Raw genomic sequence first — 16,431 nt, forward strand, 5'->3', positions numbered from 1 at the left:
AGCCGGGCTCGAGGACGAGGACCGCCATGCCCCCACCCCCGGCGATGCGACCGGCGATGCACCGGACGGTCTTCCGTCGCCCTGCCGACCTGGTCGAGCGCACCCGCTGGTTGTTCGGCGCCTGCGCCCTGGTCTCCCTGGTCCTCACCTCCTTCGGTGCCGCGGCGGGTGCCGGCGCCTGGCGGCTGAGCGTGATCGCGCTGTGCGTGGCCGCACTGGCCGCCTCCTGGCTGCACCGTTACACGGCACGCCGTGGATCGGTCGCCCTGGACCTCCTCGACGCCCTCGCCGTCTGCGCGTTCGCGCTCGCCTCACCGGTGCCGGCCGTGGCCCTCGGCGTCACCTTCTCCGCGCTGTGGTTCCGCGCCGTCTACGGACGCACCTGGGAGACCTGGGCCTACACGGCCGCCCAGTGCGCCGGCCTGGTCGCCGCGCTCCTGCTGTGGGAGGCCGTCCCCGGGCACGCCACGGCGGCCCCGGCCGCCCCGCTGCTCGGCGCCCTGCCGATCGCCCCGCTGCTCGCCGTGGTCGCCCGACACCTCGCCTCGGTGCTGCAGCAGCACCAGCACGCGCAGGCCTGGGACGCCACGCTCGCCCGGCTGACCATCCAGCTGCTCGGCGTCACCGACGTCGAGCAGATCAGGCAGCGCGGCTGGGAGACCGCCGTGGAGATCTGCCGGATCACCCCCGGCCTGGCCATGGTCGTCGTCGAGGGCGACGGGGCACACCTGGTCGTCCAGCGATCGGTCGGCCTGCTCCCACAGCCCCCCGGCACCATCGACCGCACCCCGGCCGCCGCAGGCCTGGCCGAGGCCACCACGGCGCAGGAGCCCCGGCCCATCACGGCCCCGCCGGAGCTCGTGACCGCGGCCGGCGGGGCGCACTGCTGGGCGGCGATCCCGTTGCCGGACGAGCCGGGCAGGCACCTCCTGCTGGGCGGCAGCGTGCTGCACCCCGAGGGCGTGGCCCTCGTCCAGTCACTGGTGAACCAGACCGCCCTCGCCGTGCGGTCGACCAGCGCCCACCGCGAGCTGGAGGTGCAGGCGCGCACCGATGCCCTCACCGGCCTGGCCAACCGCAGCACCTTCTCCACCGCCCTGGCAGGGGCCTCGGCCAGCACCGACGGCGAACCGTGGGTGCTGTTCCTCGACCTGGACGACTTCAAGCTGGTCAACGACCGGCTCGGCCATGCGGCGGGCGACGAGCTGCTGCGGGCCGTTGGCGCCCGGCTGGCCGGCGCCGTCCGCGCACCGGGGCTGTGCGCCCGGCTGGGTGGTGACGAGTTCGCCGTCCTGGTGCACGCCGCCGACGCCGGGGACGCGGCGGCACTGGCCCGGCGACTGGTCGAGGTGGCCTCCGCGCCGGTGCAGCTGGCCGTCGGCACCGCGCAGGTGGGCGCGAGCGTGGGAGCCGCCTGCGTGCTGCCCGGCGTCTCCTGGACCAGCACCCTGCAGCAGGCCGACCTGGCGATGTACGCGGCCAAGGCGGCGGGCAAGAACCGGGTGCAGGTCGCCGGCTCCGCACCGCCGGTCACCACCGGGGCGCTCACCCGCGCCTGACCGCCGTGCGCGGGCTCACACGAGCCCGCTGTGACACCCTCGCGCCGATGCGGGCATGACGGTGTGGGAGATGGTCGCGGTGGCCGCCGCCGGACTGGCCGCGGGCGGCATCAACGCCGTCGTCGGCTCCGGCACGCTGGTCACCTTCCCCGTGCTGCTGGCCATCGGGCTGCCGCCGGTGACCGCGACCATCACCAACTCCCTGGGCCTGGTGCCCGGGAACCTGACCGGCGCGATCGGCTACCGCCGGGAGCTGCACGGCCAGCGCCGGCTGCTGCTCCAGCTGCTCCCGGCCTCGGTGCTGGGTGCGCTCACCGGCGCCTTCCTGCTGCTGCACCTGCCCGCCTCCGCCTTCGAGGCGATCGTGCCGGTGCTGGTCGGGCTGGCCGTCGTGCTGGTCGCCGTCCAGCCCCTGCTGCAGCGCCGGCTGGCCGCCCGGCGGGCCCGGGCGGGCACCGTCGAGGAGGAGCAGGGGATCGGCCGTGGCCGGCTGGCTGCGCTCTTCGCCGGCGCCTACACGACCGGCACCTACGGCGGCTACTTCGCCGCGAGCCAGGGCGTGCTCCAGATCGGCATCTTCGGGCTGCTGCTCCGCGAGCCGCTGCACCGGCTCAACGCGATCAAGAACGTGCTGACCCTCGCCGTCAACGCCGTGGCGGCGTTGGCCTACGTGGTCGTGGCGACGGAGCGGATCGACTGGGGAGCGGCCGCGCTCGTGGCCGGCGGCGCGCTGGTCGGCGGGTACGTCGGGTCGACGCTGGGCCGGCGGCTGCCCCCGGCGCTGCTGCGCAGCGCGATCGTGGTGCTCGGGGTGACCGCCATCTGGGTGCTGCTGCGCCGATGAGCGTGCTGGAGTTCGGGCTCCTCGTGCTGACCGGCCTGGGGGCCGGGCTGATCGGCAGCATCGCCGGCCTGGCCTCGCTGATCAGCTACCCCGCGCTGCTGGCCACCGGCCTGACGCCGGTGGCGGCCAACGTGACCAACACCGTGGCCCTGGTGCTCAGCGGGGTCGGCGCAGTGAGCGCATCGCGACCGGAGCTGACCGGTCAGCGCGCCCGGCTCCTCCGGCTCGGGCCTGTCGGACTGCTCGGCGGCGTGGTCGGGGCGGTGCTGCTGCTGTCCACCCCGAGCGGGGCGTTCGAGAAGCTGGTGCCCTTCCTCATCGCCGGAGCGGCCGTCGCCATCCTGGTCCAGCGGCCGCCCCGGGAGCTGGCCGCCGAGGGGGCGACGGGGCGGCCGGCTCGCGACCACTGGGGCCTGGTCCTGGGCACCTTCGCCGCCTCCGTCTACGCCGGGTACTTCGGGGCTGCCGCCGGGGTGCTGCTGCTGGCGGTGTACCTCCTGGCCACCGGCGAGGGCGTGCCGCGCAGCAACGCGCTGAAGAACGTCGTCCTGGCCCTGGCCAACGGGGTGGCCGCGCTGGGCTACGCCTTCTTCGCCGACGTCGCGTGGCTGGCCGCTCTCCCCCTGGCCATCGGCTTCCTGCTCGGCGGCCGACTCGGCCCGCGGGTGGTGCGTCGGGTGCCGCAGACGCTGCTGCGCCGGCTCATCGCCGCGGCCGGGCTGGCCCTCGCCGTCCGGCTCGGGTTCGACGCCTTCAGTTGAGCACTCCGGTGGTGCACCGCCGTTCCGGCCGCCAGGCTGGCCAGGCGCGGTCCCGCGCCCTCGGACAGGAGCGACCATGAACGGCCCCACCCCGGCGTCACAGCGGTTCAGCGCTGCACTCGGTCAGCTGCCCCCGCCCGACCTGCGCGGGCCGGAACTGCTCGGCGTCCGGCTCGCCCAGGCCTGCGTGGCCGCCCTGCCCGTCGACGGAGCGGGCCTGAGCATCCACGACGTGCACGGCCGGCGGACGCCGATCGGCGCCAGCGACCCGGCGGCCTCCCGGGCCGAGCGCCTCCAGTTCACGCTCGGCGCGGGCCCCTGCCTGCGGGCGCACGACGACGGCCACGAGATCGCCTTCGACGCGGCGGACATCGCCCGGAACTGGCCGGACCTGCACGGTGCGCTGGTCGGCGAGACGCCCTTCCGCGGCGTCCTGTCGGTGCCGTTGCCGCCGCCGCTGGGGCCCCTGGTCGTCCTCGACCTCTGGGTGCGCGACCTGACCTCGCTGTCGGCCACCGACCGGGACGACGTCGCGCAGGTGACCGAGGCCCTGACCCGCGCCATGGCGGCCACCGTGACCGGCGCACCGGCGACGGAGACCCGACGCGGCTGGTGGGACACGCCGGACGCGTCGAGCCGGGCGAAGGTCTGGCAGGCGACCGGCATGGTGAACGTCGCCCTGGGCCTGGACACCGCCGACGCCCTGGCCGTCCTCCGGGCGCACGCCTTCGCCACCGACCGGGTCGTGGACGACGTCGCCGACGACCTCGTGACCGGCCGGCTGTCGCTGGCCGAGCTGCGGACCGCGGGCACCGGCAGCTGAGCGCGCCCAGCAGCACGACGCCCACGCGGCTTTCTCAACCAGCTGGTTGACAAGGATCCCGACCAGGGCCACTCTCGTTGTCAACCAATCGGTTGACAACGAGAGGAGGTGCCGTGGCGGCAGATGCCCTGTCCCAGGTGTTCTCGGCACTGGCCGACCCCACCCGGCGGGACATGGTGGCCCGGCTCGCCGTCGGCGACGCCACGGTCAACGAACTCGCCGCCCCCTACGACGTGAGCCTGCAGGCGGTGTCCAAGCACCTGAAGGTGCTCGAGGACGCCGGCCTCGTCAGCCGCAGCCGGGAGGCCCAGCGCCGCCCGGTGCACCTGGAAGCGCAGGTCTTCGACCTGATGACGAAGTGGATCGAGCGCTACCGGCGCCAGGCCGAGGAGCGCTACCGCCGGCTCGACGACGTCCTCGCCGCGATGCCGGACGACGTCCCACCCATGCCACCCACACCGGAAGGCCCCCCGACATGACCACCACCGACGCCCCCGAGACCCAGATCGTCGCCGACCCCGACGTCCCGCTGGTCCGGATCACCCGCGAGTTCGACGCACCCCGGGAGAAGGTCTTCCGGGCGCACACCGACCCCGACCTCGTCGTGCAGTGGCAGGGCCCCAGCGACACGCAGGCCCGGATCGAGCACTACGACTGCCGCACCGGCGGCTCCTACCGGTACGTGCACGTGCAGGACGGCGTCGAGTACGGCTTCCACGGCTGCTTCCACGAGGTGCGCCCGGCCGAACTGATCGTGCAGACCTTCACCTTCGAGGGGATGCCCGACGGCGTGGCCCTGGAGAAGCTCGTCCTGGAGGAGCTGCCCGGCGGGCGCACCCGGCTGACCGCGACCTCGCTGGTCGACTCCTTCGCCGACCGGGACGCCTTCCTGGCCAGCGGCATGGAGAGCGGGGTCCGGGAGGGCTACCGACGCCTCGACGCCCTGCTCGCCGGCTGACCGGCGCCGGTCAGGAGCGTGGGGCGGCCCGGTCAGCGGGAGCAGAGCTGACCGGCCGCACCGGGCCAGGGCCGGGGGTCAGACCCCGCCGTTGGTGACGTAGGCGCTGAGCAGCAGCACGAAGGCGCTCGCGGTGATCAGCAGCCGGGCCGGGGTGAGGCCGTTGAGCATGCCGGCGATCACCCCGGCGTTCGACGCCCGCGCCTCGGCGGCCTGGGCACCCCGGCGGAGCAGCCGGACCTCGTCGGCAAGCAGGGTGCCGCCGGCGCCCAGCAGGGTCAGCCCGAGGACGACGAACACCAGGGACAGCCGCTGGTCGAAGGTGTCCACCGCCGGCGCCAGGGACAGCACGACGACCAGGCCCAGCAGCAGGCCGAGCCCCGCGCCGGCCACCGGGGCCCACGGCCCCATCCGCACCATCGGGAGCCCTGGCCGCGGCATCCGCGGCCGCGGCCGGAAGCCGACCGGGGCGGTCGGGTGCGGGGCCGCCTGCGGTTCGGCAGCCGGGTCGTCCCGCGGCTCGGGCGCGCCGTCCGCGGCGGGCGCCGGAGACGCCGGGACCGACGCACCCGCGGGCACACCGTCCGGCCGCTCCCCCGCCGGAGCCGCCGGCGGTGCCGCATCCGGCGCTGTCGGCGGGGCTGCCTCCGGCTCGCCCTGCGTCCGCTGGTCGGGCACCACCGCCGCCGTCGACCCGGTCTCCGTCCGTCGTCCCCGGTCGACCGTCCCGGCCGCCAACACGTCCTGCTCGTCGCTCATCTGTGTGATCACCTCGGGTGCGGACGGTAGGTGTGCCCTCCGACGAACCTGCGCAGGTGCCCCGGTGTGGCGGGTGGGACGCGCGCGACCACGGCGGGGAGTGACCCACCGTGATCCCGCGCGATCAAAGCGTCAGCTACAGGATCCGGCGGCTGTCCTCGGCGACCACCCGCAGCCAGCGGTACCCGTAGCCCTCCAGCGCCAGCTCGACCGAGCCGTCGTCGGCCAGCCGGGCGCCGCCCGCGGTGAGCAGGTCCTCCAGCCGGTGACCGGCCCCGCAGCCGGGCACCGTGAGCGGCACCGACAGCGGATCGGCCCCGAGGTTGTGCACCGCGACCAGGGCTCCGTCGTCCCAGGTGCACAGGTGCGCCAGGACGGCGGCGTGCGGCTGCTCCAGCAGCAGGAACCCGCCCCAGCCGAGCTCCGGGGACTCCCGGTAGCGGCGGATGAGCAGCTTCATGAACGACAGCAGCGAGTCCGGGTCGCGGCGCTGGTCGGCGACGTTGACGAACTCGGGGGCGAAGCCACCGTCGACGACCGGCCGGGTCAGCTCCTCCGCCGGCGCGTCGGAGAACCCTCCGTTGGCGCCGCTGGTCCACTGCATCGGGGTGCGCACCGACAGCCGGCTGCCGGCCGAGAGGTCCTCCCCCATCCCGATCTCCTCGCCGTAGAAGAGCACCGGGGTGCCGGGGAGGGAGAACAGCAGGCTGTAGACCATCCGCACCCGCCGGGGGTCACCGGCCAGCATCGGCGGCAGCCGGCGGATCAGGCCCCGGTCGTAGACCTGCATCTCCTCCTCCGGGCCGAAGGCGGCGAAGACCTCGGCGCGCTCGTCGTCACCGAGCTTGTCCAGGGTCAGCTCGTCGTGGTTGCGCACGAACGTCCCCCACTGGCTGTCCGGGGAGATCTCCGGACGGGCGGCCAGCGAGGCGGCCAGCGGCCCGGCGTCACAGCGGGCCAGCGACAGGTACATCTGCTGCATCGTGTTGAAGTCGAACTGCATGGTCAGCTCGTCGCCGTCCTGGCCGCCGAAGAACTCGGCCTGCTGCTCGAACGGCAGGTTCACCTCACCCAGCAGCACCCCGGACCCGGTCCGCCGACCGAGGAAGGCGCGCAGCGCGCGCAGGTACTCGTGCGGGTCGGGGAAGTGCGCGGCGGAGTCCTGGTCCACCCCGGCCGTCTCCAGCAGGAACGGGACGGCGTCGACCCGGAAGCCGGCCAGCCCGAGCTGCAGCCAGAAGCCCATGATCTTGGCGATCTCGTCCCGGACCCGGGGGTTGGTGACGTCGAGGTCGGGCTGCTCGGCGTAGAACCGGTGCAGGTACCACGTGTCCGTCTCCGGGCTGTGCGTCCAGATGCCCTCCTCGGCGTCGGGGAAGACCACCTGGCCCGAGGTGTCCGGCGGCTCGTCGTCCCGCCAGACGTAGAAGTCCCGGTACGGGGAGTCCTTGCTCGCCTTCGCCGACTGGAACCAGGGGTGCTGGTCGGAGGTGTGGTTGACCACCAGGTCCGCGATCACCCGCATGCCGCGGTCGTTCGCGGTCCGGATCATCTCGACCAGGTCGCCGAGGGTGCCCAGCCGGGGGTCGACCGCGTAGTAGTCGGTGATGTCGTAGCCGTCGTCCCGACCGGCGGTCGGGTAGAAGGGCATCAACCACAGGCAGGTGATGCCGAGGTCGGCCAGGTGGTCCAGCCGCTGGGCCAGCCCCTCGAGGTCGCCGACCCCGTCGCTGTTCCAGTCCATGAACGTCTCGACGTCCAGGCAGTAGACGACGGCGTTCTTCCACCAGAGGTCAGCGGTGTCGGTGATCCGCATCGGTCTTCTCCTCAGTCCAGGACGGCGGGCTCGGGGGCCTGCGCCGGACGGCGGGGCTCGACCGGGCCGGGTGGGTCGATCGCGACCGCGGGGGCCGGTGCGGTGACGTCCAGCTGGGGCAGCACGTGCTCCCCGAAGGCGTCCAGGAACGGCAACTGCTCCTGGGGCACCTGGTGCAGGTACACCTGGTCGAACCCGAGGTCGACGTACTCCTGGATCCAGGCCGCGTGCTGGGCCAGGTCGCTGGAGATGCGCACCGCCTCCCCCACGGCCTCCGGGCTGACGTGCCGGCTGGCCTGGTCGAAGGCCGTGGTGCTGTCCAGGTCCCAGCACAGCGGCGGCGGGAAGACGTTGCTGCGCCACTGGTCGTGGGCCAGCGCGACCGCGCGGTCGGGATCGGGGTCCCAGGAGACGTGCACCTGGATGGTCAGCGTCCCCTGCCCGCCGGCGTCCCGGTAGGCGGCGATCACCTCGCGCAGGGTGTCGTGCGGCTGGTTGATGGTCACCAGGCCGTCGGCCCACTCGGCATGCCGGGCCGCGGTCTTCGCCGTGACGGCCGGGGCGATGAGCGCCGGCTGCTGCTCGGGCAGCGTCCAGATCCGCGCCCGGTCGACGGTGACCAGCCCGTCGTGGCTGACCTCCTCGCCGGCCAGCAGCGCCCGGATGATGTCGACGCACTCACGCAGCCGGGCGTCGCGCAGCTCCTTGCGCGGCCAGACGTGCCCGGTGATGTGCTCGTTCATCGCCTCACCGGAGCCCAGCGCGACCCAGAACCGGCCGGGGAACATCGACCCGAGGGTGGCGATCGCCTGGGCGATGATCACCGGGTGGTACCGCTGCCCGGGGGCGTTGACCGCCCCGAACGGCAGACCGGTGGTCGCCAGTGCCGCGCCCAGCCAGGACCAGGCGAACCCGGACTGACCCTGCCGCGGGTTCCACGGCTCGAGGTGGTCGGAGCACATCGCCGCGGTGAAGCCCACCTGCTCGGCGTGCTGCACCGCGCGGAGCAGGTCGCTGGGGTGCACCTGCTCGTGGGAGTTGTGGAAGCCGATCACCGTCATGGCGCATGCCTACCGGCAGTGGTGATCAACCGCAGGGTGAGTGCAATCGGCAACGACTCCGGCGGCGGTGATCAGCTGCCCGCGGCCCGGCGGTAGAGCCGGCGACCCGGCGCGGAGCTGACCCCGTGCGCGAAGGTGCTGGCCGCGACCACCAGGGTGCCGGCCGCCCACAGCCGGGGATCGGTCACGCCGTGCTCCTCGCTGAGGGTCAGGTAGAACAACGCGCTGACCCCGATCGGCCCGAACCAGCCCAGGAAGACCGCGTCCCGCAGCTCCAACCCCAGCGGGCGGGCCAGGGCCAGCAGCACGGGCGGCCGCCGCAGCAGCAGCACGGCCACCGGGAAGACGAGTGCCGCCCAGCCGAGGTCGGCCCACTCCGACCACGGCAGCAGGATGCCCAGCAGCAGGAACAGCGGGAGCACCACGTACCGGTTCACCCCCTCGTCGATGGTGTTCTGCGGGCCGACGTCGTCCTGGCTCACGGTGAAGTTGTAGGCCAGCCCGGCGACGAACACCGACAGGATGCCGTCGGAGTTGGCGACCCGGGCGATGCCGAGCACCGCGACCGCCAGGACGAGGGTGAAGATCAGCGACGGGCCCTCGTCGACGTCGGAGCGGCTCTGCGCGAAGCTCATCGCACGGCCGGCGACCAGGCCCACCACGATCCCGACGACGACGCCGACGACGACCTGGTAGAGGCCGTCGAGGGCGGCGTGCCCGAGGGAGTCCCCCAGCACGAGGGCTATCCCGAGCAGCACCAGCGGCAGGGCCAGCCCGTCGTTGGTGCCCGACTCCTCCGACAGCAACTGCCGGGTGCGGGCCGGCAGGTGCTCCTCGGCCGGCTTCCCGGTGACCACGCTGGAGGCCAGCACCGGGTCGGTCGGCGTGAGGCAGACACCGATCAGCACGGCCAGCGCCAGCGGGACGCCGAGCACCAGCCAGGCCAGCCCGGCCGAGAGCGCGGCCATCCCGAGCATCCCCACCGTCACCAGCACGGTCGTCGGGGTGACGATCGGGCGCAGCCGGCGCACCGGGAAGCGCAGGGCCACCCCGATCAGCGAGATCGCGAGCAGCACGCGGGCCAGCTCGTGCACCAGCGGCGTCTGGATCCCCTCACTGATCTCCACCAGCCCGAGCACCTGCGGGCCGACGACCACCCCGAGCAGGAGGGCGAGCAGGGGTTCGCTGAAGGGCAGGTCGCGCATCTTGCTGGACAGCGCGGCCAGGGCGACGGCCAGGCTGCCGACCAGCGCGTACCCCAGGTGCAGGTCTTCCACGACGTCCTCCTCCGCCGGCTCGGGTGCGGCAGGACGACGCGCCGGTCACGTGCCCCGGCGACCCCTGCCCACCGGCCGCCCGGCGGGAAACACCCGGCCGGACCCTGGTCCTGCGGCCGAGGGGGGCGGGCTCAGAAGGTGATGCCCAGGGCGACCCCGCCGAGGAAGTAGACCGCGGCGGTGATCAGCACGATGCCGATCACGTTGAGGACGGCGCCGGCGCGGATCATCTGCCCGATCGTGACGTAGCCGGAGCCGAACACGATCGCATTCGGCGGGGTGGCCACCGGCAGCATGAACGCGCAGGTGGCGGCCAGCGCCGCGGGCACCAGGAGCACCAGCGGGAACAGGTCGAGCCCGAGGGCCACCCCGCCGAGGACCGGCAGGAAGGCCGCCGCCGTCGCCGTGTTGCTGGTGACCTCGGTGAGCAGCAGGACCACGCCAGCGGTGACGACCACCAGGACGATGGCCGGCAGCGTCCCGACCGCCCCCACCTGGTTGCCCACGTACTCGTCCAGCCCGCTCGCCTGCACCGCGGCGGCCAGGCTCAGGCCCCCGCCGAAGAGCAGCAGCACGCCCCAGGGCAGCTTCTGCGCCTGCTGCCAGTCCAGCGCGGAGACGCCCTCCCGGGCCTTGACCGGGATGAGGAACAGCGCGACGGCCGCGGCGATGGCGATGGTGGCGTCGTCGAGGTTGGCCACGAACGGCAGCACGTCGGTCAGCGCGCCCCAGCCGGTCAGCGGCTGGCGGAACACCCACAGCAGCGCGGTGGTCACGAAGACCACCAGCACGGTCCACTCGCCCCGGGACATCGAGCCGAGCTTCTCGATCTCGGACTGGATCACCCGCTTCCCGCCCGGTATCTCGCGCAGCCCGGAACGGAACACCACCTTGGTGAGCACCAGCCAGGCCAGCGTCAGGAAGACGACGGCCAACGGCAGGCCCATCAGCATCCACTCGCCGAAGCCCAGCTCGATGTCGTAGTTCTGCTCCACGAAGGCGGCGAGGATGAGGTTGGGCGGCGTGCCGATGAGCGTGGCGAGGGAGCCGATGCTGGCCGCGTAGGCGATGCCCAGCATCATCGCGACGGCGAAGTTGCGGGTGTCGGAGTCCTGGATCAGCTCGGTGACCGCCGGGCCGCCGTCGCCGGGGGTGTCGCTGCCGGTCCCGCCGTCGGTGGCGGTGGCCGCCGCGACGGCCTCGGCGTCGGCGCTGCCGGCGGCCACCCGGTCCAGCACGAGCATCAGCACGCTCAGCCCGATGGGGAGCATCAGCACCGTGGTCGCAGTGTTGCTCACCCACATGCTCAGGAAGGCGGTGGCGAGCATGAAGCCGGCGATCAGCCGGGGTGGCTTGGTGCCCACCGCCCGCACGGTGAGCAGCGCGATCCGCCGGTGCAGCTCCCACTTCTGCATGGCCAGGGCGATCATGAAGCCGCCCATGAACAGGAAGATGTTCGAGTTCGCGTAGGGCGCGGTCGCCTCCTCCACCGACAGCACGCCCAGCAGCGGGAAGGCGACGATCGGCACCAGCGCGGTCGCCGGCAGCGGGAGCGCCTCGGTCATCCACCAGACGGCGAGCAGCACACCGATGGCCGCCGTCGTCCGGCCGGCGGTGCTCAGGGCGTCGTCCTGACGGAGCAGGAAGTAGACGACCAGCGCGGCGACCGGCCCACCGATCCGGCCCGCCCACTGGCGGCCGGGCGGGACCGACGTGTCGGTGACGTTCGCCTGCTCCCCACCTCGGCCGGTCGCCGGCTTGCTGCGGTCGGTCACCTCGGCGCCGGGCGCCTGCTGCCGATCTCCCCGTCGTGGCACGGTGGGTCCTCTCCTCGTCGCTCGGCCGGTGCCCCCGGCCCGGGCTCAGGCCGGTTGCAGGTCGGCGACGACGGCGGCCGGAGCCGGCTCGTGGCCCAGCGGGCGGCGGGTGAACCGGCCGGTGCCGTGCGACACCGACCGCAGTGCGCGTGGGTAGGTGATCAGCTCCCGCTCCGGCACCTCGGCGTGCACCGTCGTCTCCTCCCGCGCGGGGTCGGCGACGCTCCCGGTGACCCGGGCCCGCCGCCCGGCGAGATCGCCGAGGACCGGGCCGACGTGCTCGGCGGGCACCGTCACCTCCACGGCGCACCACGGCTCCAGCACCTGGGTGCCGGCCGCGGCGGCGAGCTCCCGCAGGGCGAGCGCGCCGGCGGCGGAGAACGCAGCGTCGGAGGAGTCGACGGAGTGCGCCTTGCCGTCCACGAGGACCACCTCGACGTCGACCAGCGGCCGGTTCCCGCTCACCCCGCGGGCGGCCTGGGCGCGCACGCCCTTCTCCACGCCGGCGTGGAACTGGGTGGGCACCGCCCCGCCGACCACCCGCTGGCTGAAGGTGACCCCGGACCCGGGCGGCCCCGGCCGGCCCTCGAGGACCACCACGGCGTACTGGCCGTGCCCGCCGGACTGCTTGACGTGCCGCCCGGTCACGGTGGCCGGGCCGGCCAGCGTCTCCACCAGCGGCACCCGGACCGGCGGGGTCTGCACCGCGACGCCGTACCGGCCGCGCAGCCGGTCCAGCAGCACCTCGGCGTGCGCGTCGCCCACGCACCACAGCAGAAGCTGCCCGGTGTCCGGCCGCCGCTCCACCCGCACCGCCGGGTCCTCGGCGACCAGCCGGGCCAGTGCGGCGGCCAACCGGTCCTCGTCGGTGCGCGAGGCCGCCTCGACCGCCACCGGCAGCTGCGGGTCCGGCAGCGGCCAGGGCGGCACCACGAGCGGGTGCTCCGGGTCCGACAGCGTGTCGCCGGTCTCGGCGCTGCTCAGCCGGGCGACGGCGCAGAGGTCACCGGCCGGGCACTCGGCGACCGGCCGCAGCGTGCTGCCCAGCACGGCGGCGATGCCCCCGACCCGCTCGTCGGCGTCGTGGTCGGGGTGCTGCTCCCCCCAGCCGTGCCCCGATCCGGCGCCGCAGACGTGCACCGGGGCGTCGGGGCGCAGGGTGCCGGAGAAGACCCGCACGAGGGAGATCCGGCCGAGGTAGGGGTCGGTCGTCGTCCGCACCACCTCGGCGACGAGCGGCCCGGCCGGGTCGCAGCCCACGTGCCCGGCCGGTCGGCCGTCCGGCCGGACGACGGGTGGGCACGGGCGTTCCAGCGGCGAGGGGAAGGCGCTCACCAGCAGGTCCAGCAGCTCCCCCACCCCGAGCCCGGTGGGCGGCGCGGCGCAGAGCACCGGGTGGAAGTCCCCGCGGGCGACCGCCGTCTCCAGGTCGGCGACCAGGTCGGTGACCTGGATCGGTTCGCCGGCGAGGTAGCGGTCCATCAGCGTCTCGTCCTCGCTCTCGGCGATCACCCCCTCGATCAGCTCGGCGCGCAGCCGGTCGCGCTCCGGGTCACCGGGCAGCGGCTCCAGCAGCGAGGTCAGCGCGCCGTCGTCCCCGAGCACGTGCAGCGGGTGGACCCCGACGCCGAGCAGCTCCCGGCAGCTCCGCACGACGGCCGGGACGTCGGCCCGCGGCCGGTCGACCTGGGTGACCACCACCGCCCGCGGCAGCCCGGCGGCGGCGCACTCGTCCCACACCTGCACGGTGCCGGCGTCCACCCCGGTCACGGCGGAGACGACGACCAGCGCGGCGTCGGCGGCCCGCAGCGCTGCCCGCAGCTCGCCGACGAAGTCCGGGGCGCCCGGGGTGTCCAGGAGGGTGACCCGGTGGCCGGCGTGCTCGACCGTCGCGGCGTGCAGCGAGACCGAGTGCTGGAGGCGGACCTCCACCTCCTCGGTGTCCAGGCAGGTGGTGCCGTCCTCCACCCGGCCACCGCGGGGCAGCGCCCCGGCGGCCACCAGCAGCGCCTCGGCCAGGGTGGTCTTGCCCGCGCCGGCGCGGCCCACCAGCGCCACGTTGCGCACCCGCTCGGGCGGGCGGGGTGCCGGTGCACCCGCGCCGGTTCGGTTGCTGCTGCCGCTGTGCGTCGCCACGCAGACCTCCGGACGTCGTCGTCCCAGGTGCCCACCCTGGCCCCGGATGCCCACCCGGACAAGTCCTGAGCGGGCTCGGGTCTGCACCGCAGGCGAGACTGGCCGGCGTGCTGCCGCCGTCGGGGACGCCCGGGACCGACCTGCCGGTCCGTGGGGTGCTGCCCGCGCTCGACACGGCGCTGACCGCGGCCGGTGCGGCGGTGCTGGTCGCCCCGCCGGGCACGGGCAAGACCACGCTCGTCCCGCTGGCCCTGGCCGGCCGGCTGCCCGGCCGGGTGCTGGTGGCCGAGCCCCGGCGGGTCGCCGCCCGGGCCGCGGCCCGCCGGATGGCGGCACTGCTGGGTGAGCCGGTGGGGCGGTCGGTGGGCTACAGCGTGCGCGGCGACAGCCGGCGCAGCGACGCCACCCGGGTCGAGGTGGTCACCACCGGCCTGCTGGTCCGCCGGCTGCAGGCCGACCCCGAGCTGCCCGGGGTGTCGGCCGTGGTGCTCGACGAGTGCCACGAACGGCAGCTGGACACCGACCTCGCGCTGGCCTTCACCCTCGACGTCCGGGCCGCCCTGCGCCCGGAGCTGGAACTGCTGGCCATGTCCGCCACCGCCGCGGCCGACCGGCTGGCCGAGCTGATGGGCGGTGCACCGGTGCTCGAGGCGACCGGGTCGCTGCACGAGGTGGAGCCGGTCTGGTGCCCACCCAGCCCGCCGGTCGCCCCGCCGCACGGCACCGTCGTGGACCCGCGGCTGCTGGCCGCGGTCGCCGGCACCGTGCGCCGGGCGCTGGCCGAGACCACCGGCGACGTGCTGGTCTTCCTCCCCGGGGCGGCCGAGATCGGCCGGGTCGCCGGCCTGCTGACCGGCGTGGACGCCGACGTCCGGCCGCTGCACGGCCGGCTGCCACCCGACCAGCAGGACGCCGCCCTCACCCCGGGCCCGCGGCGCCGGGTGGTGCTGTCGACCGACGTCGCCGAGACCAGCCTGACCGTGCCCGGGGTGCGCACGGTGGTCGACGCCGGCCTGGCCCGGGTGCCGCGCTTCGACGTGGCCCGCGGGATGGGCGCGCTGGTCACCGTCCGGGTCTCCCGCGCCTCGGCGGTGCAGCGGGCCGGGCGGGCGGGCCGGGAGGCGCCCGGGCGGGTGTACCGGCTGTGGTCGGCCGCCGAGCACGACCGGCTGCCCGCGGCTGCCGAGCCCGAGATCGCCCTCGCCGACCTGACCGGGCTGGCGCTGGAGCTGGCGGTCTGGGGCGCCCCGGACGGCGCGGGGCTCGCGCTGCCGGACGCTCCGCCGGAGGCCGCGTTCGCCGTGGCCCGGGCGACGCTGCGCCGGCTGGGCGCGGTGGACGACGACGGCCGGGTCACCCCGCGCGGCCGGGCGCTGACCGCCGTCGGGGCGCACCCGCGGCTGGCCCGGGCGCTGCTCGACGGCGCCGCGCAGGTGGGCCGGCGGCGGGCGGCGGAGGTCGTCGCCCTGCTGTCGGGTGACGTCGCGCCCCGCTCGGACGACCTGGTCGCCGAGTGGCGGGCGCTGCGCGGCCAGTCCGGCGGCCCGGCCGCGCGGTGGCGGGACGAGGTGGCCCGGCTGACCCGGGCGGCCCCGTCGGCGCCGGACACCGGGCTGCCGGACGACGCCGCCGCGGGGCTGCTCGTCGGGCTGGCGCACCCGGAGTGGCTGGCCCGCCGCCGTCCCGGCACCGAGCGCACCTACCTCCTGGCCGCCGGCACCGGCGCGGAGCTGGCGCCGGGGACCGCGCTGGCCGGGGCAGGCTGGCTGGCCGTGGCCGCGGCCGACCGCGCACCGGGGCGGCGCGACGCCCGGGTCCGCGCCGCGGTCGCGGTGGACGAGGCGACGGCGCTGTCGGCCGGGGCGGCGGCGCACACCGACGGGCCGGAGGTGACCTGGCGGGACGGCGACGTCCGGGCGGCCCGGGTCGAGCGGCTGGGCGCGATCGTGCTCGCCGAGCGGCCGCTGCCCGTCCCGGACCCGGCGGCGGTGACCGGGGCGCTCACCGAAGGGCTGCGCCGGGACGGGCTGACGCTGCTGACCTGGACGCCGGCCGCCCGGGCACTGCGGGAGAGGCTGGCCGCCGCGCACGCCGGGCTGGGCGAGCCGTGGCCGGCGGTGGACGACGAGTCGCTGCTCGCCGCGCTGGCCGGCGGGGCGGCGCTGTCCGGCGCCCGCAGCCGCCGGGACCTCGCCCGGGTGGACCTGACCGCGGCGCTGCGCGGGCTGCTGCCCTGGCAGCTGGCCGGGCGACTGGACGAGCTGGTACCGGAACGGGTCCAGGTGCCCACGGGCTCCAACGTGCGGGTCGACTATGCCGATCCCACGGTTCCGACGCTGTCGGTGCGGGTGCAGGAGGTGTTCGGCTGGGCGACCGCACCGGTGGTGGCCGGCCGGCCGCTGCGCCTGCAGCTGCTCTCCCCCGCCTCCCGGGTGGTCGCGACGACCGCGGACCTGGCCGGCTTCTGGGTCACCGGGTACCCGGCGGTGCGCAGCGAGCTGCGCGGCCGCTACCCCCGCCATCCCTGGCCGGAGGACCCGGCCACCGCCGTCCCGACCCGCCGGGCGAAACCCCGCGGGACCTGACTGTGTACGGCTGTACACAGCATGTGTACGGTCGT

Annotated in this window: 13 protein-coding genes; 7 read left to right on the forward strand and 6 right to left on the reverse strand. The window is 75.3% G+C overall.

Translation table 11 applies throughout. From position 1 onward, the window contains the following. The first annotated feature begins 26 nt into the window (after window positions 1–26). The 6 genes from O2W20_RS17665 (at window position 27) to O2W20_RS17690 (ending at window position 4,945) form a co-directional block, all read left to right on the forward strand. Window positions 27–1,559, forward strand: a complete 1,533-nt coding sequence (locus tag O2W20_RS17665; RefSeq protein ID WP_269171860.1) for a GGDEF domain-containing protein — start codon at window positions 27–29, stop codon at window positions 1,557–1,559. 55 nt (window positions 1,560–1,614) lie between these two features. Further along, window positions 1,615–2,403 (forward strand): sulfite exporter TauE/SafE family protein, encoded by a 789-nt coding sequence (locus O2W20_RS17670; protein WP_269171859.1) that lies wholly within the window; start codon window positions 1,615–1,617, stop codon window positions 2,401–2,403. Further along, entirely contained in the window at window positions 2,400–3,164 is a 765-nt protein-coding gene (locus O2W20_RS17675; protein WP_269171858.1) for a sulfite exporter TauE/SafE family protein, read from the forward strand. Before O2W20_RS17670 ends, O2W20_RS17675 begins: the two co-directional genes overlap by 4 nt. A 76-nt stretch (window positions 3,165–3,240) precedes the next feature. Next, on the forward strand, window positions 3,241–3,987 hold the full coding sequence (locus O2W20_RS17680) for a hypothetical protein (protein WP_269171857.1): 747 nt from the start codon (window positions 3,241–3,243) through the stop codon (window positions 3,985–3,987). A 113-nt stretch (window positions 3,988–4,100) separates the two neighbouring features. Beyond that, a complete protein-coding gene (locus O2W20_RS17685; RefSeq protein ID WP_269171856.1) occupies window positions 4,101–4,466 on the forward strand; it encodes an ArsR/SmtB family transcription factor in 366 nt (121 codons plus the stop codon). Continuing rightward, entirely contained in the window at window positions 4,463–4,945 is a 483-nt protein-coding gene (locus O2W20_RS17690) for an SRPBCC family protein (RefSeq protein WP_269171855.1), read from the forward strand. Before O2W20_RS17685 ends, O2W20_RS17690 begins: the two co-directional genes overlap by 4 nt. Window positions 4,946–5,023: 78 nt before the next feature. Here the strand turns inward: O2W20_RS17690 and O2W20_RS17695 are convergent, their stop codons facing one another. From O2W20_RS17695 to O2W20_RS17720, 6 genes are all read right to left on the reverse strand, one after another. Continuing rightward, entirely contained in the window at window positions 5,024–5,704 is a 681-nt protein-coding gene (locus O2W20_RS17695; RefSeq protein WP_269171854.1) for a hypothetical protein, read from the reverse strand. Between the two features lie 136 nt (window positions 5,705–5,840). Then, window positions 5,841–7,520 carry an alpha-amylase family protein gene (locus O2W20_RS17700; protein WP_269171853.1) on the reverse strand — a complete coding sequence of 560 codons (1,680 nt, stop codon included), beginning with the start codon at window positions 7,518–7,520 and terminating at the stop codon, window positions 5,841–5,843. An 11-nt stretch (window positions 7,521–7,531) separates the two neighbouring features. Continuing rightward, window positions 7,532–8,581: a TIGR03885 family FMN-dependent LLM class oxidoreductase gene (locus O2W20_RS17705; RefSeq protein ID WP_269171852.1), complete on the reverse strand. Its 1,050-nt coding sequence runs from the start codon at window positions 8,579–8,581 to the stop codon at window positions 7,532–7,534. 71 nt (window positions 8,582–8,652) lie between these two features. After that, window positions 8,653–9,858, reverse strand: a complete 1,206-nt coding sequence (locus tag O2W20_RS17710) for a cation:proton antiporter domain-containing protein (protein ID WP_269171851.1) — start codon at window positions 9,856–9,858, stop codon at window positions 8,653–8,655. Window positions 9,859–9,989: 131 nt separating this feature from the next. Next, the gene (locus tag O2W20_RS17715; RefSeq protein ID WP_269171850.1) at window positions 9,990–11,675 is read right to left on the reverse strand and encodes an SLC13 family permease; all 1,686 of its coding nucleotides are present in this window, start codon (window positions 11,673–11,675) and stop codon (window positions 9,990–9,992) included. Between the two features lie 45 nt (window positions 11,676–11,720). Next, entirely contained in the window at window positions 11,721–13,811 is a 2,091-nt protein-coding gene (locus O2W20_RS17720) for an elongation factor G-like protein EF-G2 (RefSeq protein ID WP_269171849.1), read from the reverse strand. A gap of 107 nt (window positions 13,812–13,918) precedes the next feature. On the opposite strand from O2W20_RS17720, the gene hrpB reads away from it, so the two are divergent. Continuing rightward, window positions 13,919–16,396 carry an ATP-dependent helicase HrpB gene (gene hrpB / locus O2W20_RS17725; protein WP_269171848.1) on the forward strand — a complete coding sequence of 826 codons (2,478 nt, stop codon included), beginning with the start codon at window positions 13,919–13,921 and terminating at the stop codon, window positions 16,394–16,396. The last annotated feature ends 35 nt before the right edge of the window (window positions 16,397–16,431 follow it).

Origin of the sequence: Modestobacter sp. VKM Ac-2982, assembly GCF_026967935.1 — a bacterium.
Taxonomy (GTDB): Bacteria; Actinomycetota; Actinomycetes; order Mycobacteriales; family Geodermatophilaceae; genus Modestobacter.